The 25,658-nt window shown below is 71.8% G+C and carries 23 protein-coding genes; 9 read left to right on the top strand and 14 right to left on the bottom strand.

From position 1 onward, the window contains the following. Position 1: 1 nt before the first annotated feature. The 4 genes from fahA to DVS28_RS28115 all read right to left on the bottom strand — a co-directional run bounded on the left by fahA (position 2) and on the right by DVS28_RS28115 (position 4,953). Positions 2–1,234 (bottom strand): fumarylacetoacetase, encoded by a 1,233-nt coding sequence (gene fahA, locus DVS28_RS03940; protein ID WP_114590301.1) that lies wholly within the window; start codon positions 1,232–1,234, stop codon positions 2–4. Next, positions 1,231–2,193, bottom strand: coding sequence for a hypothetical protein (locus tag DVS28_RS28120; RefSeq protein ID WP_164709907.1), 963 nt, complete (start codon positions 2,191–2,193; stop codon positions 1,231–1,233). Before DVS28_RS28120 ends, fahA begins: the two co-directional genes overlap by 4 nt. A 163-nt stretch (positions 2,194–2,356) precedes the next feature. Then, the gene (guaA, locus tag DVS28_RS03930; RefSeq protein WP_114590300.1) at positions 2,357–3,904 is read right to left on the bottom strand and encodes a glutamine-hydrolyzing GMP synthase; all 1,548 of its coding nucleotides are present in this window, start codon (positions 3,902–3,904) and stop codon (positions 2,357–2,359) included. Between the two features lie 98 nt (positions 3,905–4,002). Further along, entirely contained in the window at positions 4,003–4,953 is a 951-nt protein-coding gene (locus tag DVS28_RS28115; protein WP_164709906.1) for a hypothetical protein, read from the bottom strand. A gap of 165 nt (positions 4,954–5,118) precedes the next feature. Here DVS28_RS28115 and DVS28_RS03915 point away from each other — a divergent pair, with 165 nt between their 5' ends. The 8 genes from DVS28_RS03915 (at position 5,119) to DVS28_RS03880 (ending at position 13,274) form a co-directional block, all read left to right on the top strand. After that, positions 5,119–5,334, top strand: coding sequence for a Flp family type IVb pilin (locus DVS28_RS03915; RefSeq protein ID WP_114590297.1), 216 nt, complete (start codon positions 5,119–5,121; stop codon positions 5,332–5,334). Between the two features lie 171 nt (positions 5,335–5,505). Beyond that, the gene (locus DVS28_RS03910; RefSeq protein ID WP_114590296.1) at positions 5,506–5,937 is read left to right on the top strand and encodes a TadE/TadG family type IV pilus assembly protein; all 432 of its coding nucleotides are present in this window, start codon (positions 5,506–5,508) and stop codon (positions 5,935–5,937) included. Between the two features lies 1 nt (position 5,938). Then, a complete protein-coding gene (locus tag DVS28_RS03905; RefSeq protein ID WP_114590295.1) occupies positions 5,939–7,564 on the top strand; it encodes a pilus assembly protein TadG-related protein in 1,626 nt (541 codons plus the stop codon). Positions 7,565–7,617: 53 nt separating this feature from the next. Continuing rightward, on the top strand, positions 7,618–8,493 hold the full coding sequence (gene cpaB, locus DVS28_RS03900) for a Flp pilus assembly protein CpaB (protein ID WP_164709905.1): 876 nt from the start codon (positions 7,618–7,620) through the stop codon (positions 8,491–8,493). Beyond that, positions 8,494–9,840 (top strand): CpaE/TadZ family protein, encoded by a 1,347-nt coding sequence (locus tag DVS28_RS03895; RefSeq protein ID WP_164709904.1) that lies wholly within the window; start codon positions 8,494–8,496, stop codon positions 9,838–9,840. A gap of 5 nt (positions 9,841–9,845) precedes the next feature. Further along, positions 9,846–11,300: a TadA family conjugal transfer-associated ATPase gene (locus tag DVS28_RS03890; RefSeq protein WP_114590292.1), complete on the top strand. Its 1,455-nt coding sequence runs from the start codon at positions 9,846–9,848 to the stop codon at positions 11,298–11,300. A 2-nt stretch (positions 11,301–11,302) separates the two neighbouring features. Continuing rightward, the gene (locus DVS28_RS03885) at positions 11,303–12,277 is read left to right on the top strand and encodes a type II secretion system F family protein (protein ID WP_114590291.1); all 975 of its coding nucleotides are present in this window, start codon (positions 11,303–11,305) and stop codon (positions 12,275–12,277) included. A 91-nt stretch (positions 12,278–12,368) separates the two neighbouring features. Then, on the top strand, positions 12,369–13,274 hold the full coding sequence (locus DVS28_RS03880) for a type II secretion system F family protein (protein WP_114590290.1): 906 nt from the start codon (positions 12,369–12,371) through the stop codon (positions 13,272–13,274). A 191-nt stretch (positions 13,275–13,465) separates the two neighbouring features. On the opposite strand, the gene DVS28_RS03875 is transcribed toward DVS28_RS03880, so the two are convergent. Next, positions 13,466–14,626: a GuaB3 family IMP dehydrogenase-related protein gene (locus tag DVS28_RS03875; protein WP_114590289.1), complete on the bottom strand. Its 1,161-nt coding sequence runs from the start codon at positions 14,624–14,626 to the stop codon at positions 13,466–13,468. 203 nt (positions 14,627–14,829) lie between these two features. After that, complete coding sequence (locus DVS28_RS03870; protein ID WP_114590288.1) at positions 14,830–15,732, bottom strand: LPXTG cell wall anchor domain-containing protein; 903 nt, start codon at positions 15,730–15,732, stop codon at positions 14,830–14,832. A 179-nt stretch (positions 15,733–15,911) separates the two neighbouring features. Here DVS28_RS03870 and DVS28_RS03865 point away from each other — a divergent pair, with 179 nt between their 5' ends. Continuing rightward, a complete protein-coding gene (locus DVS28_RS03865; protein WP_114590287.1) occupies positions 15,912–16,610 on the top strand; it encodes an SAM-dependent methyltransferase in 699 nt (232 codons plus the stop codon). Positions 16,611–16,670: 60 nt separating this feature from the next. Here DVS28_RS03865 and DVS28_RS03860 read toward each other — a convergent pair whose 3' ends face one another. From DVS28_RS03860 to DVS28_RS03825, 8 genes are read right to left on the bottom strand one after another with little or no spacing between them, the layout of a single operon-like run. After that, complete coding sequence (locus DVS28_RS03860) at positions 16,671–18,452, bottom strand: SLC13 family permease (RefSeq protein ID WP_114590286.1); 1,782 nt, start codon at positions 18,450–18,452, stop codon at positions 16,671–16,673. After that, on the bottom strand, positions 18,449–19,768 hold the full coding sequence (gene cysC, locus DVS28_RS03855) for an adenylyl-sulfate kinase (RefSeq protein ID WP_114590285.1): 1,320 nt from the start codon (positions 19,766–19,768) through the stop codon (positions 18,449–18,451). Before cysC ends, DVS28_RS03860 begins: the two co-directional genes overlap by 4 nt. A 49-nt stretch (positions 19,769–19,817) precedes the next feature. Beyond that, on the bottom strand, positions 19,818–20,219 hold the full coding sequence (locus DVS28_RS03850; RefSeq protein WP_114590284.1) for an SCP2 sterol-binding domain-containing protein: 402 nt from the start codon (positions 20,217–20,219) through the stop codon (positions 19,818–19,820). 11 nt (positions 20,220–20,230) lie between these two features. Then, positions 20,231–20,773, bottom strand: a complete 543-nt coding sequence (rfbC, locus tag DVS28_RS03845; RefSeq protein ID WP_114590283.1) for a dTDP-4-dehydrorhamnose 3,5-epimerase — start codon at positions 20,771–20,773, stop codon at positions 20,231–20,233. Then, on the bottom strand, positions 20,774–21,631 hold the full coding sequence (locus tag DVS28_RS03840; protein WP_216826373.1) for a sugar phosphate nucleotidyltransferase: 858 nt from the start codon (positions 21,629–21,631) through the stop codon (positions 20,774–20,776). Positions 21,632–21,678: 47 nt separating this feature from the next. Further along, positions 21,679–23,007: a glutamate-1-semialdehyde 2,1-aminomutase gene (locus tag DVS28_RS03835; RefSeq protein WP_216826372.1), complete on the bottom strand. Its 1,329-nt coding sequence runs from the start codon at positions 23,005–23,007 to the stop codon at positions 21,679–21,681. Between the two features lie 29 nt (positions 23,008–23,036). Continuing rightward, a complete protein-coding gene (locus DVS28_RS03830; RefSeq protein WP_216826371.1) occupies positions 23,037–24,347 on the bottom strand; it encodes a DUF4910 domain-containing protein in 1,311 nt (436 codons plus the stop codon). Beyond that, entirely contained in the window at positions 24,344–25,624 is a 1,281-nt protein-coding gene (locus tag DVS28_RS03825) for a class I SAM-dependent methyltransferase (protein WP_114590281.1), read from the bottom strand. Before DVS28_RS03825 ends, DVS28_RS03830 begins: the two co-directional genes overlap by 4 nt. Positions 25,625–25,658 lie beyond the last annotated feature (34 nt).

Genomic DNA, 25,658 nt, shown 5'->3' with positions numbered 1-25,658 from the left:
CCTACCCCGGGGGCAGGATCGTCCCGGTGACCTCGGCCAGCACGACCGGCTGGCCGTCGACGCCCTCGCACGACCCGCGCAGGGTCACGGTGTCGCCGTCCTGCAGGAACGTGCGCTCGACCCCGGCGATGGTGATGGGTTCGCGCCCGCCCATGGTCAGCTCGATCAACGAGCCCTCGGTGCCGCGCTCCGGCCCCGACACGGTGCCGGAGGCGAACAGGTCGCCGGCCCGGATGGTCGCGCCGTTGACCGTCGCGTGGGCCAGCTGCTGGGGCATCGTCCAGTACATGTCGGCGAACGACACGCGGCTGATGACCTCCTCGGTCGTGGTACCGGCCGGCGTGATGGCCACCTCCAGGGATAGGTCGAAGGACCACTTCCCGTCGACACGCAGGTAGTCACTGACGGGCGGGTCCTGCTCGGGCGGGGCCACGCGGGCGGCCTCGAGGGCAGCCAGCGGGGTGATCCACGGGCCGATCGACGTGGCGAAGGACTTGCCGAGGAACGGGCCGAGCGGCTGGTACTCCCACGCCTGGATGTCGCGAGCGGACCAGTCGTTGACCAGCACGATGCCGAAGATGTGGTCTCCGGCCGCGGACGCCGGCACGGCGGTGCCCAGCGGCGTGCCCAGTCCACCGGTCACGAAGCCGACCTCGAGCTCGATGTCGAGGCGTTCCGACGGGCCGACCGGCGGGGCGGCACCCGGCTGGGGCGGCCGCTGCTGGCCGACGGGCCGATGGATCGGCGTGCCGCTGACCACGACCGTCCCGGCGCGTCCGTGGTAGCCGACCGGCAGGTGGCGCCAGTTCGGCAGCAACGGGTCGGAGTCAGGGCGGAACAGCCGGCCGAGGTTCGTGGCGTGGTGGAGGGAGGAGTAGAAGTCGACGTAGTCGGCGACGGTGAACGGCATCGTCGGGGCGGCCACGTCGGCGAGCGGGACCAGCGCCCCGTCGGGCGGGCGCTGCGAGCCGTCCTCCGACAGCAGGTCGGTCACGGCAGCGCGGACCCCCGCCCACACGTCGGCGCCCTCCATCATCAGCATCGTCAGGTCGACGTGCTCGGCCCAGACCACGCCCGGCAGGAGCCCTGCGCGGTGGCAGGCCCGGAGGTCCAGCGCATGGTCGCCGATGCGAACGGCGGGAACGGGATGGCCGTCCACCATCACGACCCCGTAGGGCAGGTGGGACAGGCCGTAGCCCGACCCGTCGGCCCCGGCCACCCAGGAGCGGCTCATGACAGGCCTCCGGTTGCGGTGACGACACCCATCTGTGCGAGGTCGGTGATGGGGTCGAGGATGTCGCAGCAGCCGATGCCGCGGAAGAACTGGGCGCGCACGGCAGCGAGGGTCTGCCCCTCGACCACGGCGTCGCCGACGATCATGGCGCCCGGACCCAGCTTGAACTGGTCGCCGGCGCGGCCGAGGTGGTCCTCGACGACGTCGAGGCGTTCGCCCTGGAACGCGGCGGTGGCGGCGGCCAGGACGTTCAGGAACCCGTGCTCGAGACCGCCGTGGTCCTCGTTGGTCGTGCGGGAGGGGTGGTGCAGCCCGGCGGTGGCCTTGAAGGGGACCTGCTCCTTGGCGCAGGCACGGATGAAGCCGGCGACCTCCAGGTCAGCGGGGATGGCCGAGGCGACCGTTCCTCCGCAGCGGACCTTGGCGATCAGCCCGTCGGCGTACCTGCCGCCCGGCGCCCGGGCCCCCGCGATGGCGCTGATGCCCCGCAGGACCTCACCGGCGGACCGGCCGCTGATCGGGACCTCGATGGCCAGGGTCAGGTTCTCGGGGAAGCGTGCCCCCTGGAGTGCAGCCAGGATGCCAGCGACCTCGCCCTCGGCGTCATCACCGTCCAGCGACAGCTCCAGGCCGGTCAGCCTGATCCGCCGGTCACGGGCCAGCCCGGTGATGCTGGCGAGGTCGGCTCCGACGGACTCCGCGAAGGTGCCGCCGGCCGTGCGGTCGAGGACGACGCCGAGCTGCAGCTCGTCGGGATCCTCCAGCAGCTCGGGCAGCTCGCCGGCCTGGCTGGCGCGGATGAGGAACCGGTTGACCAGCCATCCGCGATCACCGCCCTGGTGCCCACGGTGGCTCGCCAGCGCGTCCTCCATGGGGCGGTTCGCCGGCGGGAACACCGCGGCATCGTCGAAGAGGCCGTTCAGCGCGGCCTGTCGGGCGTCCAGGAACTGCTCAGCCATCGGTGCGCCACGGTACCGGATACAACAGCCCCGGTGGGAGGACCCGCACTACCGCCAGAGTCCTACTCCCACTCGATGCCTGCCCAAGGGGGCTCCGCCCCCTTTCGAACCCCCCTCGCGGGAGCGCGGGCCTCCTAGCGCTCCTTCGTCGCGGAGTCGGGTCCTACTCCCACTCGATGGTCCCGGGGGGCTTGCTCGTCACGTCGTAGGCGACGCGGTTGATGCCGTCGACCTCGTTGATGACGCGGGTGGCGATGCGTTCGAGGACGTCGTAGGGGATGCGGGCGAAGTCGGCCGTCATGGCGTCCTCGCTGGTGACGGCGCGAATGATGATGGGGTGGCCGTAGGTGCGCTCGTCGCCCTGGACACCCACCGAGCGGATGGCCGGCAGCACCGCGAAGGACTGCCAGATCTCGCGTTCGAGGCCCGCCCGCTTGAGCTCGGCCAGCACGATCCGGTCGGCCGCACGCAGCAGGTCGAGGCGTTCGCCGGTGACCTCACCGATGATCCGCACGCCGAGTCCGGGGCCCGGGAAGGGCTGGCGCCAGACCATCTCCTCGGGCAGCCCGAGCTCCTCCCCCACCTTGCGGACCTCGTCCTTGAACAACCAGCGGAGCGGCTCGACGAGGTCGAACTCCATGTCGTCGGGCAGGCCACCGACGTTGTGGTGGGACTTGATGGTCGACGCGCTGCCGTGGCCCGACTCGATGACGTCGGGGTAGAGGGTGCCCTGCACCAGGTACTTGGCGTCACCAGCGTGCTCGCGGGCGGCTTGCTCGAAGACGCGGATGAACTCGCGCCCGATGATCTTGCGCTTCTCCTCGGGCTCGGTCACGCCGGCGAGGTGTTCGAGGAACTGGTCGGCCGCCTTGACGGTGACGAGGTTGACGTCGAAGTGCTCGCCGAAGGCCTCCTGGACCTGCTCGGCCTCGCCGTGGCGAAGCAGGCCGTGGTCGACGAAGACGCAGGTCAGCTTGTCGCCGATGGCCCGGTGGACCAGCGCGGCGGCAACGGCGGAGTCGACGCCGCCCGACAGGCCGCACAGCACCTCGGCGTCGCCGACCTGAGCACGGATGGCCTCGACGGATTCCTCGATCACGTTGAAGGCCGTCCACGACGGGTGGGCACCGGCGGCGTGCAGGAAGGACTTGATGACGTCCTGGCCGTGCGGGGTGTGGCTGACCTCCGGGTGGTACTGGACGCTGAAGATCCCCTTCTCCGGGGCCTCCATGGCTGCCACCTGACCGCCGGTCGTCGTGCCGATGGCGGTGAAGCCCTCGGGGACCTCCGACACGGCGTCGCGGTGGGACATCCACACGGTCTGCGCCTCGGGCTGGTCGGCGAGCAGTGTGGAGGAGGGGTCGCCGCGGAAGTCGGTGCGACCGAACTCGGGGTTGTCGGTCCTGGCGACCGTGCCACCGAGCGCCTGGGCGATGACCTGGTGGCCGTAGCAGATGCCGAGCGTGGGGATGCCGAGCTCGAGGATCCCCGGGTCGATGGTCGGGGCGCCCTCCACGTGGACCGACTTGGGCCCGCCGGACAGGATCAGCCCCTTGGGCTTGCGAGCAGCGACCTCCTCCGCGGTGATGTCGTGTCCGACGATCTCGGAGTACACGTGCGCCTCGCGGACGCGACGGGCGATGACCTGGGCGTACTGGGCGCCGAAGTCCACCACGAGGACGGTGTCATGTTGCTGGGCGTTGGTGCTCACGGTCCCAAGTGTGGCAGGCGGGTGACGGTCGGCCCAACGCGGGGCTGTGTCGGGCGACCACCACCCTCGGCCCCGCACCCGGGACTGGCCGACCGGCGTCAGTAGCGGCCGGTGCGCAGCCCCTCGAGGTCGGCGAGGTCGGCGTCGCCGAACGTCGACGGCGGCGCCCCCTGGAAGAGCTGGCCGATCGCCGTGGTCTCGATGGCGTGGAACATCACCGAGGTGTCGTCTCGGCTGTGCCCGGGGTGCTCGGGGTCCTCGTGGTCGATCTCGGAGTCATAGGAGAGGTTGACCAAGCACAGGAGGTGGCCGAGCTCGTGCACGACGACCGCGCGGAGGATGGCGTCGGCGCCGCCGAGCAGGAGGGCAAGGTCGTCGACCCGGTCGGGGAACACCACGAACGACGTGGCCCCGAACGCGATGCCGATGGAGGAGGCGATGCCGGGGTCGGACTGGTCGGGCTGACCTCGCAGGGCCACGACGTGCACGACCGCCGTGTCGCTGGTCTGGGGGATCGAGCGGGACGCGGCCTCGACGGCACGGATGTCCCCCAGCGTCCACTCGCGCACGTCGCCATCGATGCGGCCGGAGGCGTCGACGGTGACGCCGCCGGGCGTGTCGGCAACCTGTCGGAGCTGTCCGGCGAGGTGCTCGAGGACCGCACCGGACAGCTCGGCCCCTGCCTGCGCGTCCACCTCGATCACCCGAGCGGGGATGGTGGGCTGGAGGAGTGGCCGGCAGGCGCTGGCGAGCGGCCCGTCCGCATCGATCGGCGTCGGGGCCGGCGGGGCCGCGTCCGCGGTCGGGGTGGCGGCTGGCGGCGGCGCACCGTCGGTCGGGGTGGCCGGTGCGGCGTCCGCAGGTGCTGGGGTGGCCGGCGCTGGCTCGGGCGGGGCGTCGGCCGGGGCGGCTGCGGTGGTGTCGCCGCCGTCGACCGACGGCTCGTCGGCGGGGCCCTCGGGCGCGCCCGGCACCGCCACGGTCGATGGCGGATCCACCGGGGTGGACGTGGGTCCGCACGCGGCCGCGAGCAGCGCACAGAGCGTCATCGCCGCCACGGACACCCGTGCGCCGTGCCGCGAACTAGTCCGTCCTGATGCCATGAAATAGCCCTCTTTCGCCATACCGAGCGTACGCATGCGCACCGATAGTTAAGTCACGCAAAGGCAACCCACCGTCACCAAGAGTAAGAGTCCAGGGAGGACCCCACCGCCATGATCACCACCATCACCACCATCGCCCACATGCTGTCCCTGCGCATCAAGGACGAGCGCGGCGCCACGGCCGTGGAGTACGGCCTGATGGTCGCCCTCATCGCCGTCGTCATCATCGCGGCGGTCGCCGCCCTTGGCGGCGTGCTGAACGAGAGCTTCACCGAGACCTGCACCAGCATCGCGGCGAACACCACGGGCACCACGACCTGCCCCTAGGTCAGACCACACGGGCCGCCCGATCGCCTCGAGCGCGCGGCCCGTCCCAACCTCGCCTGGCCGGGACCTCGACGGTCCCGGCCAGCGCCGATCCCGGGACGAAGTCACCCACCGCGACCTCCCCGAACCCATCGTCAGAATCCCACACCATCACTCCGAGGATCACCCCCCATGCAGCCCGCCACTCGCCTGAATGATGACCGCGGCGCCGCCACGGTCGAGTTCGCCGCGATCCTGGTGCCGCTGATGGTCCTGGTCCTCGGGATCATCTCCTACGGCTACATGCTGAGCTTCCGCCAGGCGATCAGCCAGGCCGCCGCCGAGGGGGCACGCGCCGCCGCCGTCACCCCGGCCGGGCTGCCCAACGCCGACCGCGAGGCCCGGGCGCTGGACGCCGTCGACCGCGCCGTCGGCTACGGCGTCACCTGCGCCAGCCCCGGCATGACCTGCACCGTCGTCGTCGACGACACCTGCGGCCTGCACGGCTGCGCGTTCGTCGAGCTCGACTACGACTACGGCGCCTTCCCCCTCATCCCGGCCGTCGGGGCGTTGGTCCCCATGCCCGACCACCTGGTCTACGAGGCGTCGGCGGAGGTCAGCTGACATGACCGCCGTCATCCGGCGCCGCCTGGACCCCGCCGACGAGCGGGGTGCCGTGCTTCCCATCTTCGCCCTCCTCCTCGTCGTGTTGCTGGCCGCCGCGGCCTTCGCGGTCGACCTGGGCATGCAACGCGTCCTGGCCCGCGACCTGCAGGGCACCGCCGACGTCGTCGCCCTCGACCTCGCCCGCCGACTGGACTCCGGCACCCGCACCGACGTCGAGAACCTGTGGCACAGCGGCCCGCTGGACGCGAGCCTGGACCGCAACACCGACAACGTCGGCGCGATCGAGCAGGTCGACGTCGAGGCCGGCCGCCTGGCCGCCGACGGCTCCTTCACCTCCATCGCCACCAGCGAGGTCCCCGACGCCGTCCGCGTGACCATCGCCGGCCGCGTCCCCTTCGCCTTCACCGCCGGGTTCGGCGGCCCGGCCAGCGGCCCCGCCACCCGATCCGCCGTCGCCACCGCCAACGGCCTCCGCCCCGGCGCCCCCGGCTCGGCCTGCATCCGCCTCGGCTCGTTCGCGCTCGGCCTGGACTCCTCGTCCTCGCCCCTGCTGGACCCGATCCTGGGCGGCGCGCTCAACACGACGCTCGTCGGCTACGCCGGCCTGGCCGACGCCACCATCACCCTCGGCGACCTCGCTGCCGAGCTGGGCGCCGGCACCCCGCAGGAGCTGGCCGGCACCGACGTCACCCTCGGCGACCTGTACGCCGCCACCGCCGACGTGCTGCGCAACGGGGGCGACACCGCCCACGCCGCGCTGCTGGACGGCATCGTCACCACCTCGGTGTCGTCGGTCTCCATCGCCCTCGGCGACCTGCTGGCCGTGGGACAGGCCGGCACCGCAGCCCTGGCTGCCCACGTCAACGTGCTGGACCTCGTCACCGGGGCGGCGTTCGTGGCCAACGGCACCAACGCCATCGCCGTCCCGGGCCTGGGCGTCACCGTGCCCGGCGTGGCCGGCCTGTCCGCCAGCCTCCGGGTGACCCAGGGACCGGTGCTCGCCTGTGACGACTCGGTCGCCGAGACCTCCCAGGTGCAGCTGACCCTCGGCGGCACCCTGACCGGCCTCCCCCTGGTGGTCGCCAACCCCAGCTTCGCCATGACCCTCGACCTGGCCACCGCCCGCGCCGAGATCATCGACATCGACTGCACCGCCAACCCGCCGGGGTCCCTCGACGTCAGCGTCCACGACCGGAGCGTGGCGAGGCAGTCCCTGGCCACCAGCATGCAGGTCTCGGTGACCGTGGTGCCGCTGCTGGACATCCGGCTGCTCGACCTCTCCGTTGTGGCCGGCACCGCCCCCTCGACCGCGCCCCCGACCGTCGTGACGGTCGACACGACAACCTTCTCCGACGGGATGACCGCACCCCACTCGAGCGGTCCCGGCAGCATCGGCCTCACCCCCCTGTCGGTCAGCACCAACGTCACGATCGCCGGCCTGCCGGTCAGCGCCCTGCTCGCCCCGCTCCTCAGCCCACTCGTCGGCGCGCTCAACAGCACCATCGGCGCGCTGGACCACGCGATCGTCACCCAGATCGCCCCGCAGCTCGGCATGACCGTCGCCGGCGCCGACGTGTGGGCGCTGGACGCCCCCACCTGCGCGCAGCCGGTCCTGCGCAGCTGACCCCGCCCTCCACCTCCACCACCGCATTCCGCACGCGAAAGGCACATCCCACCATGAAGGCCAACCGGCTCGCCCTCGTCGGCATCCTCCTCGGACTCGCGGGGACCGTCCTGCTCGCCCTGTTCGTCACCAGCTCCTCCGGCGAGAAGGCCGGTGAGACCGCCGCCGTCTGGATGGCCAGCGACGCCGGCATCGCCGCCGGAACCCCGGCGGAGGAGGTCGCTGCCGCCGCAGTGCTGCGCGACGTGCCCCTCGACCTGGTCCCCGCCCGTGCGCTGATCGGCCCCGACGACGTCGTCGGCCAGCAGGTCTCGCGACCCGTCGGGCCGGGCGAGATCCTGACCGCCGACCAGTTCGCCCCGGTCGGGCCCGCGGCCGGCGGCCTGGTCGTGCCGGAGGGATGGGAGGTCCTGAGCGTCGAGGCCAGCCCCGCGCCCGGTGTCGAGGGATACGCCACCACCGGTTCGCTGCTGAACCTCTACTACACCGCCACCACCAAGCCACAGGCGACCGCCGACGGGCAGACCGTTGCCGGCGAGGCGTTCACCCAGCTCGTCATGGCCCACACCGAGGTGCTGGCCGTCACCCGCGGCACGCTGACCGGCGAGGCCACCGCCGTCAACGAGCAGGCTGCCGCCGGCGGGATGGTCTTCCTCCTCAAGGTCCGGCCCGAGGACGTGCCCACGCTGGTGTTCGCCGAGCAGAACGGCTCCCTCTGGTTCTCCCTGGCCAACGCCGACGACCCGGCCCCGACAAGCGAACGGTTCACCTTCGAGGACCTCGACCCCGCGGCCATCACCCAGTCGATCAGCGAGGCCCGCACGCAGCTGGAGGCCGACCGTGCCGCCACCGAGGCGGCCGAGGCCGACGAGCTGGCCAGGCGGAACACCAGCGCCGACGTCCCCACGAGCACGGACGGTGGGGAGTAGATGTTGCGCCTCCAGCCACCTCCTCCGCCGGGCGCCGCCAGCCCACCTCCGCCGCCCCCGCCCGGTGCCGGTGTCGCGCCGCCGCCCCCGGCGGCCGCCCCCACCCGCCCGACCGCGGTGGCGCAGCCAGCCGACCTCTCCGGCGCACGAGTCCTCCTCGTCGCTGCCAGCGACGAGCTGCTCGCCCCCCTCGCCATCCCCGGGGTGTCCGTCGCGCACCTTCGTGACACCGCTGCCCTGCAGCAGGCCGTCGACCGCGAGCCGTGGGACGTCATCGTCGCCGGCCCCGAGCACGCCGACTCACCTGCCCTGGAGATGCTCGCAGCCGTCCGTGCCGCCCGGCCCGACATGGGCCTGGTCGTCACCATCAACGACCACCAGCCCGCTGACCTCAGCACGTTCGTCCGGGCACGTCCCGACGAGCTGGTCACCCTGCCGCTGGGCGACGACGCCCTCGCCCGTGCCATCGGGCAGGCGCTGGTGCTGGTTCGCAAGCGACGTGGAGTCCACGAGGACTCGATGAACCGTCGGGCCGAGGGCACCCCGCCCCCACGACTGGCTCCCGTGCACGTCGTCACCGGCCCCTCCGGCGGCGCCGGCAAGACCATGATGTCGATGGTGCTGGCCCACCTGCTGTCGGCAGGCAGCGACCGGGTGGTCCTGGCCGACCTCGACTCCCAGTTCGGCAAGGTCGCCGGGTCGCTCCAGCTGCGCCCGGCCGCGTCGGCCTACGAGTGCCTCTTCGACGACAGCGGCCGCCGCTACGACCGCCGCCTGGTCGCCGAGCACGTGCCCGACGCCCTCGTCGACGCACCCGCCGGCTTCGGGGTGCTGGCCGCCCCACCCGACCCGGTCCACGGCGACGCGATCACCGGCGAGGACGTGACGACCCTCGTCGGTGCGCTGCGCCGCAGCTGCGACGCCGTCGTCCTCGACTGCCCCGCCGGCCTCGGCGAGAAGACGCTGGCCGCGCTGGACCGTGCCGACCACCACATCGTCGTCACCCAGATCGACGTACCCGCGATCGCGAACCTGCGGAGCTACCTCGACACCCTCGAACGCCTCGGGGTCGAGCCGACCAGCCAGTCGGTCGTGCTGAACAAGGAGATCCCGGCCAGCGGCGTCACCGGCCGGGACGTCGAACAGGTCATGGGACCGGTCGCCGGGATCCTGCCGTTCGAGCCCCTCGTCGCCCGTGCCCTCAACGACGGGCTCCCGGTGACCGCCGCGCTGCCCGACCACGAGTTCACCCGCCTGCTGCACAGCATCCTCGCCCCGATCGTCCCGGGCCTGGACGCCGCACCCTCGACCGGCCGCCGTCGTGCGGGCCTGTTCAGGAGGAGCTGACCGCCATGAAGCTGTCCGACCGCCTCGGCACCGCGCCCCCTCCCCCACCGGCTGCGCCGGCCCCCGTGGCCGCGCCAGAACCCGCTGCCGTGGTCGCCCCGACCCCGGCCACGTCGGGCCGGACCGGCCCACCCCCGACCCCATCGGCCGACCTCGGCCGGGGCCGGGCCGCCGAGGACTGGCTGGCACGCAAGCGCCGGATCCAGGCCCACATCATCGACGGCCTCGGCCCGGTGCTGTCGGCGGGCACCGCCGGCATCGACCTCGCGGCGGAGGTGCGCAACCGGTTCGACGACGCCGTCGCCGCCACCAACACCGTCACCAACGCCGGGCAGAAGCAGCGCCTCCTCGCAGAGGTCACCGCCGACATCCTCGGCCACGGTCCCATCGAACCCCTGCTGGCCGACCCTGACGTCACCGAGATCATGGTCAACGGCCCCGACGACATCTTCGTCGAGCGGGCCGGACGGATCGAGACGACCGAGGTCCGCTTCGACGACGAACGGCACCTGCGGCACGTCATCGACCGCATCGTGTCGTCGGTCGGCCGTCGCGTCGACGAGTCCTCGCCCATGTGCGACGCCCGCCTGGCCGACGGCTCCCGTGTCAACGTGATCCTGCCGCCCCTGTCGCTCAAGGGGCCGGTCATGACGATCCGGAAGTTCCCCGAGCAGCCGCTGCTGATGGAGGACCTCGTCCAGGTCGGCTCGCTGTCCGCGGCGACCGCGCAGTTCCTCAGCGCCTGTGTCGAGGGCAAGCTCAACATCCTCGTCTCCGGCGGAACCGGCACGGGCAAGACGACCGTCCTCAACGCCGTCAGCCAGTTCGTCCCGTCCGGGGAGCGCATCGTCTCCATCGAGGACGCCGCCGAGCTGCAGCTCAACCAGCCCCACGTCATCCCGCTGGAGACGCGGCCACCGAACGCCGAGGGCGCCGGCCAGGTCACCATCCGCGACCTCGTCCGCAACGCGCTGCGCATGCGGCCCGACCGCATCATCGTCGGTGAGGTCCGTGGCCCCGAGGCCCTCGACATGCTGCAGGCCATGAACACCGGCCACGAGGGGTCGCTGACCACGGTCCACGCCAACTCCCCCCGCGACGCCCTGTCCCGGCTGGAGACGATGATCCTGATGTCGGGCGTCGAGCTCGGCCTGCGGGCCATCCGTGAGCAGGTGGGTTCGGCGCTGGACCTGATGGTCCACCTCGACCGGCTCGGCGACGGCCGCCGCGTGATCTCCGCCATCGAGGAGGTGCAGGGCCTGGAGGGTGACGTCATCACCACCCAGACCCTCTTCTCCTATCACTTCACCGAGGGCGGTCGTGACACCTCGTCCTCATCGGGGTACCTCCGCCCGACGGGCTTTCGGCCCAAGGTGCTGGACAAGCTGCAGCGGTCCGGGGTGCGGATCGACCGCGGCCTGTTCGCCGAGCTGCCCGAGACCAACCGGAAGGGTCGCTGACCATGGACGCCTCCTTCGTTCAGGACACCTCGCTCGTCGGGATCATCGGCGCCGGCCTGCTGCTGACCGGCGGCGTGGTCCTGCTGTTCCTGTCCTGGCAGAACCGCCGGGCCCGCGGGGTCGAACGGCTGCGCCGCGTCCTCGCCGACGACGCCGGGACCGAGCACGACCCCTCGCTTGCCGCCACGTGGTCGGCGCTGGTCCGCGCCGCGGAGGACATCGGCTCGGGGTCCGGCCTGTACGCCAGCCTCGCGGACAAGCTGACCCGCGCCGGATGGGTTCTCAACCCCACGGAGTTCCTCCTCCTGCTGGGTGGCCTGTCGGTGGGGGCGGGTGCGCTGGGCTGGGTGCTCGACGGGGTGCTGGTGGCCGTCATGTTCGCGGTGGCTGCCCCGATCGCCACCTACCTGCTGCTGTCGGGACGGGCCGATCGCTACTCCTCCCGCTGCGACGAGCAGCTGCCGGAGGCCCTGGGCCAGATGGGCTCGGCGATGCGGTCGGGCCACTCCCTGCAGCAGGCGCTCGAGGGGTACGCCAACCACGGGTCGGCGCCCCTGGCCGGTGAGTTCGCCCGCGTGCTGGCCGACACCCGCGTCGGCCGACCGCTCGACGACGCGCTGCTGGCGATGGGCGAGCGAGTCGGCTCCACGGACCTCCGCTGGGCGGTCCGCGCGATGCTGATCCAGCGCCGCACCGGCGGCAAGCTCGCCGAGATCCTCGACGTGCTGGCGGAGTTCATGCACGACCGCATGGAGATCCGCCGCGAGGTCCGCGCGCTCACCGCCGAGGGCAAGATCTCCGCGATCATCCTGATGGCGCTGCCGTTCGTGGTCCTCGCCGGCGTGCTGTCGACCAACGCCACGTACCTGCAGCCCATGCTGACCAACCCGCTCGGCCGCGTGATGATCATCGGCGCCCTCGGCTCCATGGGCCTGGCGTGGTTCCTGATCCGCGGGATCATCAAGGTGGAGGTGTGATGTCCATGGGAGGGACCCACTCGTGGGAGGGACCTGTGGTCATCGCACTCGCGGGTCCGGGGCGGAGCCCCGGAAAGAAGGAGGTCTAGGGATGGTCGTCGGATACCTCGCGGCGGTCCTCATCGGGCTGTCGGTTGCGTTCGTCGCGGTGGGCCTGTCCCGCCGCACCACCAGCGGCGTGGCCGCGCTGACCCGGGCCGGTGTCGGTGGTCCCGTGGCCGCCACGCCGACCATCGACCGGGACCCCGGGCTCGGCGCCCGCCTCGGCACGATCGTCAGCCGGCGGCTGCCCGGACGCCGACGGATGAGCCGGGAGGAGAACAACCGCTGGCGCGGCCGCCTTGACCGCGCCGGCCTGACCATGCCGCCCGAAGCGGTCATGGCCCTGAAGGTCGCCGCGATCGGCGCCGGGCTCGTCGTCGGGCTGCTGATCAGCCTCGTCTTCGCCCTGTCCGTCGGTGTTGCGCTGGCCACGATCGTGGGTGCCGGCGTGGTCGCGTGGCTGGTGCCGGACCTCTGGGTGCTCAACACCGCCCAGCGTCGTCAGCAGCAGATCACCCGCAGCATGCCCGAGACGCTGGACCTGCTGGCCCTGACCGCCCAGGCGGGCCTCGGACTCGAGCAGGGCGTGGCCGAGGTCGCCGGTGAGCTGCCCGGCCCCCTCGGCGCCGAGCTCGACCGGTTCCTCAAGGAGCAGCAGCTCGGCGTCAGCCGTCAGGCCGCGCTGCAGGGGCTGATCGACCGCAACGACTCGGAGGACCTGAAGTCCTTCGCCCTGGCGCTGCTCCAGGCCGAGCAGCTGGGCACCCCGATCTCCAAGACGCTGCAGGTCCAGGCCCGCGAGATGCGTCGCCGCCGCCGGGCGAGGGCCCGCGAGCGTGCCGGCAAGGCGCCGGTGAAGCTGCTGTTCCCCCTCATCTTCGGCATCTTCCCCGCGCTGTTCATCATCATCATGGGCCCGGGCGTCCTCTCGATCATGGACGCCTTCAGCCGCTGACCGGGTCTCGTGACCCAGCCCGCACACCGTGCGCCTTGGGCAGCCCGTCCGGGCGCCCAACGCACACACCCCCGGGCCACGTGTGACATGACCACCTGCTGGGGCCGCCCAACGCACACGTGCCCGAAGGGCGTGCGGCATGGCCAGCCGCAGGGGGCGGCCGGTGCACACGCCCGGGCCTGGACGCTTGGCTAGCCCATGCCGACGCCCTGCTCGCGCTGGTAGGTCTTGCCCTCGGTCTGCAGGGACGGGGCGACCATGACCTCGGCACGCTGGAACTCCTTGATGGTCTGGTAGCCGCAGGTCGCCATGGACGTGGCAAGCGCGCCGAAGAGGTTGCGTGTGCCGTCGTTCTCGTTGGCCGGACCGACGAGGATCTCCTCGAGCGACCCGATCTGATCCACCCGGACGCGGGCGCCGCGGGGCAGGGTCGGGTGGAACGTCGCCATGCCCCAGTGGGTCCCCTTGCCGGGGGCCTCGCTGGCACGGGCGAGGGGTGAGCCGAGCATCACGGCGTCGGCGCCGCAGGCGATGGCCTTGGCGATGTCGCCGCCGGTGCGCATCCCGCCGTCGGCGATGATCTGGACGTACCGGCCGGTCTCCTCCAGGTGGCGGCTGCGTGCGCCGGCCGCATCGGCGATGGCGGTCGCCTGGGGAACACCGAGGCCGAGCACCCCACGGGTCGTGCAGGCGTTGCCCGGTCCGACTCCGACGAGGATGCCGGCCGCACCGGTGCGCATCAGGTGGAGGGCGGAGGAGTACGAGGCGCAGCCGCCGACGATCACGGGGATGTCGTAGCGGGCGATGAACTCCTTGAGGTTCAGCGGCTCGCTGCGCGTCGACACGTGCTCAGCGGACACCACGGTGCCCTGGATCACCAGGATGTCGAGGCCCGCGTCGAGGGCGAGTGAGTGCCACTCGTTGACCTTCTGCGGCGTCAACGACGCCGCGACGGTGATGCCGGCGGCCGCCATCTCCTCGACCCGCCGACCGATCAGCTCGGGCTGCACGGGCTGCTTGTAGATCTCCTGCATCCGCGCGGTCGCCACCTCCTGGTCCAGCCCGGCGATCTCCTGCAGCAGTGGCTCGGGGTCCTCGTACCGAGTCCACAGCCCCTCGAGGTTGAGCACCCCGAGGCCGCCGAGCTTGCCCATCTCGATGCAGGTGGCCGGCGAGGAGACGCCGTCCATCGCCGAAGCCAGCACCGGCAGGTCGAAGGTGTAGGCGTCGATCTGCCAGCTGACGTCGACGTCCTCGGGGTCTCGGGTCCGTCGGGAGGGGACGATCGCGATGTCGTCCAGCCCGTAGGCCTGACGACCGCTCTTGCCGATGCCGATCTCGATCTCCGCCATGGTGGGTCCTCACATGGGTTCGTGGTGGCGTGCACCTCGTGCACGCTGCGGGGAAAACAACAAGCCCCGGCGTGAGAACCGACTCACCCGGGGGTCGTGGACGCATGGTACCGAACGGCGGCCCCAACTGCCGACGTGGACGGGCCCGGGCAACGCAGAGGGCCCCGTCGCGGTGCGACGGGGCCCTCCAGCGTCTGTCTGTGCTACGCGGCCGTGCGGCGGCGGCTCAGCAGCAGGAACAGCCCACCGGCGAGCAGCGCACCCAGGGTCATGGCACCCATGCCCTCGGCGTCGATGCCCGTGTCGGCGATGTCCTGGGCGACGGCAACCGACGGCCCCTCTTCGCAGTCCTCGGGCAGCGCGTCGGCGTCGAGGACGCCCGCGTCGATCAGGGCCTGGACCGTGTCACAGCCACAGCTCTCCAGCAGGCCCTCGGGGAGGGTCGCGGGGTCGATGTCGCCGGCGATGACGGCCTCGGCGAGCTCGTCACAGCAGGTGGCCAGCAGGTCACCGAGGTCGCCGGGCAGGTTCATCGGGTCGACGGTGCCGGCCACGATGGCGGCGACGAGCTCCTCGCAACCACACTGCGCAAGCGCCTCAGCGGCGGCCTCGGGCAGGTTGTCGGCGTCCAGCGTGCCAGCGGCGATCGCATCGAGGACCTCCTGGCAGCCGCACTGGGCGAGTGCCTCGGCAGCGCCCTCCGGCAGGTTGCTGGCGTCCAGCGTGCCAGCGGCGATCGCATCGAGGATCTCCGAACAGCCACAGTTCGCGAGCGCGTCCGCTGGGAGGTTGTCGGGGTCGAGCTCACCTGCGGCGATCGCGGCGATCAGCTCCTCGCAGGTGCACGTGGCGGGGAGGTCCTGCTCGTCGATGATCCCGTCGCCGTTGGCGTCGAGCGCGTCGATCTGCTCCTGCGTCGGGTCATCGGCCACGATGGCGGCGACGACGTCTGCACACTCGGGCACCACGCTCGGGCAACCGCCCGGGGGCACGGGATAGCAGGAGTCGTCCTGGGCGCTCGCGGGGACAGCAACTGCCATCATCGTGAACATGCCCACGAGCAGTACGAGGGCGTACATCCCCATTTGCCGCAGGATCTTGGTCATCTGTCATCATCTCCGTCTGTGGTCGCCCACCCCTGGCGCCCAGAGGGCACCACTGCAACGCGACACGCAATGCTGGTCAGCACGGGACGGTAGGCGCCTTGGACACGCGTCGTCAACTCACAGAGCCGATTCACTATGCATCACGGAGCGCCGAACTCGAGGAGGGTGACCGAACGGCCATGTCCGATACATCCCGAAACCAGCAGTTCAGGCGGCACGGCGGGGGGTCGTTGCGCTACAACGCGCCCCTGTCGAGGGGCCGTGCAACCCGCTTGGCCCGGGCCGTCGCGTCCAGGCAACCCGACCGGGTCCTCGACGTCGGCTGCGGGTCGGGAGCCCTGCTCCACGAGGTCCTCCTCGCCGTGCCGACCGCCCGTGGGCGCGGCATCGATGTCGACCCCGTGGCCACTGAGCGGGCCGCCCGTGCGGCCCGGACGTTGGGGTTGGCCGACCGGGTGACCCATGACCCGGTCGACGCGGGCCGGTCGACCCTCCGGGCCGACGCCGTCCTGTGCGTGGGGTCGAGCCATGCAGTCGGAGGACTCAAGGGCCTCCTCCACGACGTCGACGCCGACACGATGCTGGTCGGCGAGGGCTTCTGGTACGGCAGCCAACCGCTGGCCTGGCGAGACGTGTTCGGTCCCCTGCCGGAAGGCCTGGGCGGCCTGGTCGATCGCGCCCACGTCGCGGGGTGGACCGTCATCGGCGCGGAGGCCAGCGATCCGTGGGAGTGGGACGCGTTCGAGCGCGCGTGGGGTGACGGGGTCAGGCGGTCGCACCTTCCCGGGGCCGCCGCCTTCGCCGATTCGCGGTGGGATGCCTACGCGAGGGGATACCGCGGTCGCCTCGGGTTCGGCTGGCTCCTCCTGCAGCGGTGAGCAGCCCGGGACGCACGCGTGCGCAGACCCGCAGGCCCCCTCGGACCTGCAGGAAACCGCTCAGACCTGCAGGAACACCGCGGTGGACAGCGCGAGCACGCTGACGACCGCCACGGGTACGCCCAGCCGGGCGAAGTCGCCGAACCGGTAGCCGCCCAGGCCGTAGACCATCAGGTTGGTCTGGTACCCCAGCGGTGTCACGAAGGACAGGGACGCCGCCACCGCGACCGCCAGCAGGAGGGGGCGGGCCGCCAGGTCGGCGCGTTCGGCGGTGGCCAGGGCCACGGGAAAGGCCAGCACCGCGGCGGCGTTGTTGGTGATCAGCTCCGTGAGCACCACCACGAGCAGGATCAACCCGACCACGAGGCCGACGGTGCCGAAGGGGCCCGCCACCGTTTCGACGAGCCCGGCGATGGCGTCGGCAAGGCCGCTGGACTCCACCGCGGCACCCAGCCCGAACGCCGCGGCGATCACGACGATGACCGGCACGTCGACGGCCTGGCGGGCCTGGGCGGCCGTCATCACCTTCGTCGCCACGAGGGCCAGGGCCGCCGCCAGGGACGCCTCGAGGATCGTCAGCAACCCCGAGCCGGCCAGCACCAGCATCCCGGCCAGCACCAGCAGCGCCACGCGGGTGCGTCGCTTGTCCAGGGGCGCCTCCGCACCGATGGCGGCGACCAGGGCGAACGTGCCGCTCTCCTGCGCCCGCCCGGCGAACCCGGCCCCTGCGAGGCACAGCAGGGTGTCGCCGACCTTGAGGGTCACCTCGCCCAGCTTGTCGCCGACGGGGGCGCCGGCGCGATGGATCGCCACGACGGCCGCGCCGTAGCGGGCACGGAACCCGACCTGCTTGAGGGTCTCCCCGACCAGCGGTGAGGACTGGCCGATGACCCCTTCGTAGAAGACCTGCGTCGTGCCCCCGATCGCGCTGGCGTGGTGCGCCTCGGTGGAGGACAGGCCACGTCGGTGCTGCAGGTCCACCACCCGGTGCACGTTGCCGACGAAGGTCAGCTCGTCCCCGCCGAGCAGCTGGATGTCGGGCCCGACCGGCGCCATGACCTGGTCGCCGCGGCGGACCTGCACGCAGTAGACCCCTCGCAGGGCGCGCAGGCCGGCGTCGGCGATGGTGACCCCGTCCACGGGTCCGTCGGCGATGACCTGCACCGACAGCGTGAACGCCTTGGCCCCGACGCGGAAGGACTGGTGGGCAGCGCTGCGGGTGGGCAGCAGCCGCGGCGCGGCCATGGCGACGACCGCGCCCCCAACGACGGCCACCGGCAGGCCGAAGCGAAGGGGCTCGAGGAGCCCGAGGGGCGCCAGGCCGGCCTGCTCCATCAGGCCCGAGACGACGAGGGTGGTCGAGGTGCCGACGGCGGTCAGGACGCCACCGAGGATCGCCGCGTAGCTCAGCGGGATCAGCAGCTTGGACGACGACAGGCCCCGCTCCTCCGCCCAGGTCGCAAGGTTCGGCGCGAGCACCGCCACGATCGGCGTGTTGTTCAGCAGGGCCGAGGTGGCCATGACCGGCGGCAACATGCGCATCAGGACCCCCCTGGCGGAGGGTGGCCGGTCACCGTCGTGCGCGCCGGCGAGCAACATGTCGACCGCAGCGGTGACACCGCCCGTGCGCTGCACGGCCCGAGCCACGACGTACAGGGCCGCCACGGTCAGCGGGGCAGGGTTGGCGAAGCCGGCCAGCGCCTGCTCGGTGGTGATGACGTCCAGGAGCAACAACCCCACCACGGCGCCGAGGATCACGAACGGGGGTGGCGCGAGCTCCCGGGCCAGCGCGATCAGCACGCCAGCCACGGCAGCAGCGGTGATCCATGCGTCGACGGTCACGCCGTGGAGTCCTGCCGCTTGCCCGACGACGCCGGCGCGACAGGAGACGCCCCGAGCGGCAGCAGGCCCCTGTCCCGCAGGGCGGCCATGACCTGCTCCGCCGCGGCCGCGATGGAGATGTCGGTGGTGTCCAGCACGAGCTCGGCGTCACCGGGGACCTCGTAGGGGTCGGAGATCCCCGTGAACGATCCGATCTCGCCGGCCCGCGCCCGGGCGTACAGGCCCTTGCGGTCGCGGGCCTCGCACACCTCCAGCGGGGTGGCGACGTGCACGAGCACGAACTGCCCGTGCCGCTCGACCATGTCGCGCACGGCGCGTCGGGTGGCGTCGTAGGGAGCGATGGGTGCGCAGACCGCAACACCACGGTGCTTGGTGATCTCGGCCGCCACGAAGCCGATGCGGGTGATGTTGAGGTCGCGGTGCTCCCGCGAGAACGACAGCTCGCTGGAGAGGTGCTGACGCACGAGGTCACCGTCGAGCAGGGTCACGGTGCGATCGGTCTCCGCGTGCAGCCTGGCCATCACCGCGCCAGCCACCGTGGACTTGCCGGACCCCGACAGGCCCGTGAAGAAGATGGTCAGGCCGGCACCGTCCGGCCGCGGGTTGCGCCGGGCCAGCAGGGCCGCCACGTCGGTGTCGATTTCCCCTACGGGGGCGGCTGGCCACTCGACCCGGCCGTGCTCGCCGGCCAGCACGCTCGTGGCCAGCGCCGTGACGGCCGGGACCTCGCCGTCGACCGGTGGCGGTGCCGGGAGGACGATGTGGTGGACGTCGACACCACCGGCGCGCAGCCGGTCGGCATGCAGGCGGTGGGCGCGGACGAGGGTGTGCATGGCGGTGTCGTCGGCGGGTGCATCGCCGACCAGCGACACCAGCGCGAGCGAACCGCGGCTGCGACCACGATCGACGAGCCCCTCGAGCTCCACCGACGTCAGCGGCCGGCCGGACGGGATCACGATGGCGACGTCGTCGGGCGCGCCGTCACGGGTGACGCGCAGGTCCTGGTGGTCGTAGCGGACGGCGGGGACGTCGACGGCCTGGGCGCCGTGCAGGTGGACCGTTCCCTCCCCTGCCCACGGCGCCGGCGCGGCGCCGGCCACGTTCATCGTGCCCAACCGCACTCCTTCGGGTTCGCGCAGCTCGACGGTCTGCCCGACGAGCGACGTCCCCACGTCGGCCGGCAGGTCGAGGGTGACGCGGGGCAGGCCCGCGGCGAGCTCGGCGGGCGACGCGAAGCCGTCGAGCGGCAAGAGCCACCCGCCGGTCAGCAGTTCCCAGGCAGCCAGCTGATCACGGCCGAGGGTGAGGGCAGTCATGCGACGGCAGCATAGGGGCCGACCCCGATGGACCCACCTGTGGCAACCCCTAGAACTCGAAGTCCGTGGGAACCTCGTGCAGGCACTCCAGCAGCGGACGGGCGTCGGACAGCTGGTCGCGAACCGTCGACAGGTCTCCCTGCACCTTGACCTTGCGCATCACGAACGACATGACGAAGTCGGCCTTCCCCGTGATCAAGCCCTTCCACCGCGGGTAGTCAGCGGTGACGGTCAGCGTGGCCGGGATCGACTCGTCGCCCGGTTCGGCGACGAACACCCCACCCGGGGCGACGACCATGTCGTGGACCAACCGCGTCTGCAGGCCCCCGCCCGCCTTGACCACGAAGCGGAACCGTCCCGCCAGCGCCGTCGACATGGCGTCGGCCCGGGGGTGCGCCGCCACGGTGTCGGCGTAGGCGGTCATCCACTCCGCACGGGGGAAGGTGGGCACTGTTGCTCCTGTCAGGGGGTCTCGGGCGGACCCAAGGGTGGCAGGGCGGCGTCCTTGTCGCTGAGGACCGTCACCGGGAGGGGCCAGTCGATCCCGATCGTGGGGTCGTCGAACCGCACCCCCTGCTCCGTGCCCGGGGCGTAGAACTGGCTCATCACGTAGACCATGACGACGTCGTCGGTCAGGGCCTGGAACCCGTGTGCGAAGCCCTTGGGGACGTGCAGGCCCAGCCCGTTGTCCGCGGAGAGCTCGGCGGCGACGTGCTCGGCGCGGGTCGGTGAGCCGTCGCGCAGGTCAACCGCCACGTCGAGGATGGCGCCGGACACGACCCAGACCGTCTTGGCCTCGGCGTGCGGCTCGACCTGGCGGTGGAGGCCGCGGACGGTGCCGCGCCGGGAGGTGGAGCTGAAGTTGACCTGGGCGGCAACGGGATCGAGGCCGGCGTCGGTGTACTCGTGCTGGCACCACGCCCGCGTGAACCAGCCACGCTCGTCACCGTGGCGTTGCTGGCGGAGGACCTTGACCTCCTCCAGCGCCGTGTCGAGGACCTCCACCTAGCCCTCGTCCTTCCACGTCTTCCACGGCGGGTCCCCGGCGTCCCACATGTCGTTGAGCGCCACGTAGTCCCGGTAGGTGTCCATCGAGTGCCAGAAGCCGTGGTGGCGGTGGATGCCGACCTGTCCCTCCGACACCAGGCCCGGCAGGACGTCCAATTCCATGAACCCCGTGGGGTCGGCGCCGTCGAGGCGGTCGAAGATCCCGGACGACAGGGCGAAGAACCCGCCCGAGACGTACCCCTCGGCGATCTCTGGCTTCTCGTCGAACGCCGTCACCCGGTCGCCGTCGTGCAGCAACATGCCGTAGCGGGACGTCGGCTTCACGCCCGTCACGGTCGCCAGGCGGTCACCCTCGACGTGCTGACGGTGCACCGCGTCGATGTCCACCGTCCCCACCCCATCGCCGTAGGTGTACATGAAGTAGGGGGTGTCGATGTAGCGCTGGACACCCTGCAGGCGTCCGGTGCTGCCGGAGTGCAGCCCCGTCTCGACCAGGGTGATCTCCCAGTCCTCCACCAGCGAGTCACCCAGGTACTCCACGCTGCTGTGGCGACCCAGCTGCACACGCAGGTCGTTGGTCTCGGCGAAGTAGTTGAGGAAGTACTCCTTGATGACCCAGCTCTTGTAGCCCAGGCAGATCGTGAAGCGCCGGAACCCGTAGGTGGCGTAGTGCCGCATGATGTGCCACATGATCGGCTTGTCCCCGATCTGGACCATGGGCTTGGGGACACGTTCGGTCTCCTCGTGGAGCCGCATCCCGAACCCCCCCGCGAGGATGACGACGGGGATATCGGCCGGATCGAGCTTGTCGGCGGTGGCCATGGCGGTGATGGTCTCTTCTCTCCAACGATTCATCGGTTGCAGTGTCAACGTCGGCACGAGTGGGCTCGGGCTGAAGTCGCTCAGTTGTATCGGCGCCAGACCGGGCTGGTCGGGTGGCCGCGGAGCAGGCCAGCCGTCCCGTCCTCCAGCGCCCGTGCATAGACCGCTGCTGCTCGCTCCCAGGCCGCGACGGTCTGGTCGAACTCCGACTCACCGTGGGCAAGGCTCATCACCAGCGACGTGCCGAGCACCCCGCCCGCGACGAGCTCCTGCATCGCCAGCGCGCGCAGCACCTGCGACGGTGCGCCGTCGGCGTCCCGGGTCACGAACACCAGGACCTGCCCGGGCCCCCAGGCGAAGAAGTGCTCGTCGACCCCACAGGCACGGGACACCGCGTTGAGGCGGGCCTCGAGGGCCTCGCCCCGTGCGGCGATGCCGGCCCCGATGTCGTTCTCCATGCCGACGGCGGTCACCGCCCGACATGCGGCCAGGCCGGTGGACTCCGCGCCGTGGGTGTAGCTGGCGAGGAACACCCGGGGGCGATCGTGGTGCAGGCCGCCGAGCTCCATCAGCTCGCGCCGGCCGGTGACTGCGGAGACGGAGAAGCCGTTGCCCAGGGCCTTGCCGTAGGTCGCCAGGTCGGGCTGGATGCCGTAGTGCCCCATGGCGGTGCGGCCGGGCCAGCGCACACCGGTGATCATCTCGTCCAGCACGAAGACGGTGCCGGTCTCGTCGCAGAGCCGCCGGACGCCCTCGAACCAGCCCGGTGAGGGGTCGTCGTACTTCGCGGCTTCCATGACCACGGCCGCCACCGTCCGGTCGGCGAGCAGGACGCGGAGCGCGTCGAGGTCGTCGTAGGGGAAGGCCACGGTGAGGTCGCGCACCGCGGCCGGGATGCCGGCGTCCATGGGCGTGGTGCCGATGAACCAGTCCTCGACGGAGAAGAACGGCTGGTCACGGCAGACCGCCACCAGTTCACGACCGGTGGCCGCACGGGCCAGGCGCAGTGCGCTGGAGTTGGCGTCGCTGCCGTTCTTGGTGAACTTCACCATCCAGTCGGGGCGGTCGAGGAACGCCAGCAGGTCCTCGGCGGCCTCGACCTCGAGGACCGAGGGCCGCGCGAAGTTCGTGCCGTCGACGATCGCCTTCTGGACCGCCTCGACCACGTGGGGGTGGCCGTGGCCGAGCACGATCGCCCGCAGCCCCCCGCCGTACTCCACGAACTCGTTGCCGTCGCTGTCCCAGACCCGTGCCCCCTCGCCACGCACGAGCAGGGGCGGGGCGTTGCGCGGGAACTGGTCGTCGCCCTTGGCGTAGGTGTGGGCGCCTCCGGGAATCGCCCGATGGGCGCGCTGCTGCAGGTCACGGGCGGCGGCAGTCGGGGGGCGGATGCTGGCGAGGTCGTCCAAGGCCACGGGATCCTAGCGAGCGGGCGGCGTCAGCCGCCGAACTCCAGGAGGTCGGTGCCGGCGAGCTGCGTCGCGGCCGCCATGACCTCGGCGACCGGCAGGCCGGCACGGTCGGCGACGTCGAGCACGGTTCGCTCGCCGTCGGCTTCCGCCAGGACCCACAGCAGGGCCATCTGGGCGCGCCGTCCGGTTGCCCCGCCGATGCTGGGCCACAGTCCGCGGGGACCCAGCTGCGGCTCCCCGTGCGGCTTGAGGTTGCGCACGGGACGGTGTGCCTCGAGCGCATCCAACCCCGCCAGGACCAGCGATGCGGATTCCTCGAGGTGCGCAGCCCGCAGGAAGGACAGGTCGTCGGCGGAGGTGTGGTACTCGGGGTAGGTCCCGTGTGGCGTCCGGTTCAGCAACCCGACGCCGAGGTCGTAGCCGAGCGAGTTGAACTGCCGCTCGTCATACCCCCAGGGGGCGTAGTCGACCAGCGTGTGCTCGACCTCCGCGTCACGCAGGGCCAGGCGCATCGCGGTGTCCATGGGGGCGGATCCGCGACGCGAGCGCTTGTAGGTCAACGACGTTCCCGGGTCACCCACCCCCGAGATGACCACCCCACCGACGACCCGGCTGACGACGTCGGGCCGGGTCGCGAGCCAGGCCACGGCCCCGATGGTCCCGGGTGCGAACAGGAAGCGATGTGTCCGCCTCCGCGTCGGACGGGCGGCGAGCGCCTCGGCCACGGCTGCGGCAACCACCAGGCCCGACGCGTTGTCGTTGGCCATCGCCGGGTGACAGAGGTGCGCGGTGACGAGCACCTCCTCGGTGGTCTCGCCGGGGACGACCAGCTCGCCCCAGGTCAGGTGGCCGGGTTCGAGGGTGGCGTCGACCCGCGCGTGGTAGTCGCCCTCCGGCAGGTCCCGGCGCACCCGGTCGGGGATGCAGAACCCCCAGGTCCGGCGGTAGTAGCTGGTGCGCCAGGGCACGAGGTCGGGCTGATCGGGAAGGCTGTGGAGATGGCCGTCCTCGAGGTCGGCCAGGCCGAGCCGGGTGTCGACGGGGACGGAGTACCCCACGACCTCCAGCGGGCTGCGCGCGGAGTCGGCCACCACGGTGCCGTCGGGGCCCGTCAGCGTCGCCCTGCGCAGGTTCCACTCCTCGGGCACCGTCCAGTCCAGCACCTCCGTACCCGTCGGGACCTCGACCTGCTGCAGACCCGGCACCCAGTCACCGATCACGTCCAGCAGTTGCCGGACCCCGTCACCGGTCAGCGACCGTGGGATGTCGACGACGGTGGCCGCACGGGTGAGGAGCGTGTCACCGTCCACCATCGAGCTGCCGTCCCCACCGATCACAGCGTGGTCAGCTGGGGGATCGCGACCATCAGCTCGGCACCCCACTCCCTGGTGTAGGCCAGCTGGGCAGCGATCTCCTCACGCAGGTTCCACGGCATGATCAGGATCACGTCGGGCTTGGTCTCCGCGAGCCGGTCCGGCGGGAAGATGGGAATGCGCGTACCCGGGGTGAGCCGCCCGTGCTTCACGGGGTTCCGGTCGACGAGGTACTCCAGGAGGTCGCTGCGGATGGCGGCGTGGTTGAGCAGGGTGTTGCCCTTGCCCGGGGCGCCGTAGCCCACCACGTGCTTGCCCTGCGCCCTGGCGTCCTGCAGGAAGCCGACGAGCTCGTGGCGGATGCGCGCGACGTCGCCCGCGAAGTCCTCGTAGAAGGCCAGCGTGTCGACCCCGAGCTCGCGTTCCCGGGCAAGCAGCGCGTCGACGGAGGGCGCCACGTCCGGATTCCCGTCGGATCGCTGGGCGTACACGCGCAGCGATCCGCCGTGGGTCGACAGCTCCTCGACGTCGGTCACGACGAGCCCGTGCCGGGCGTAGACGTCCTGGACCGCCACGAGGGAGAAGTAGGAGAAGTGCTCGTGATAGATCGTGTCGAACTCCAGCTCCTCGATCATGGTCACGAGGTGGGGGAACTCGATGGTCACCGTGCCCGTGGGCGAGACCAGCTCGGCGAGCCCGGCCACGAAGTCGTTGAGGTCGGGAACCTGGGCCATGACGTTCTTGCCGGCAACCAGGTCCGCGGACCATCCCTCGGCGACCAGCCGCTTGGCCACGTCGAGGCCGAAGAAGTCCACGAGGGTGTCGACCCCCTTCTCCTTGGCTGCGGCGGCGGTGTTCGCGGTCGGATCGACCCCCAGCGACGGGATCCCGCGCTGCACCATGTACTGCAGCATGTAGCCATCGTTGGAGCCGACCTCGACCACGCGGCTCGACTCGTCGAGCTGCAACCGGTCGACCATGGCGTCCACGTACCGCCGGGCGTGGGCGAGCCACGAGTCGGAGTAGGAGGCGAAGTACGGGTAGGTGTCGTCGAAGATGACATCGGGGGCGACGTAGTCGCCGACCTGGACCAGCCAGCAGCCGTCACAGACCATCGCCCGGAGGGGATAGAAGACCTCGCCGCGTTCGGCATCGGCCGCGTCGATGAAGGTCTCGCACAACGGCGACAGCCCCAGGTCGACCAGGGTGTGTGACAGCGGGGCCGCGCAGGAACGGCACGTCTGGACCGGTGCCGTCGGAGCGTCAGCGACAACTGGGCTGGGTGTGTGGGTGTCGGTCACGGCGGGACCGTACGTTCCCGTAGCATCGATCGCC

The sequence above is a fragment of the Euzebya pacifica genome, from assembly GCF_003344865.1.
Classification (GTDB): Bacteria; Actinomycetota; Nitriliruptoria; order Euzebyales; family Euzebyaceae; genus Euzebya; species Euzebya pacifica.
This window is presented reverse-complemented; position numbering and strand designations above follow the sequence as displayed.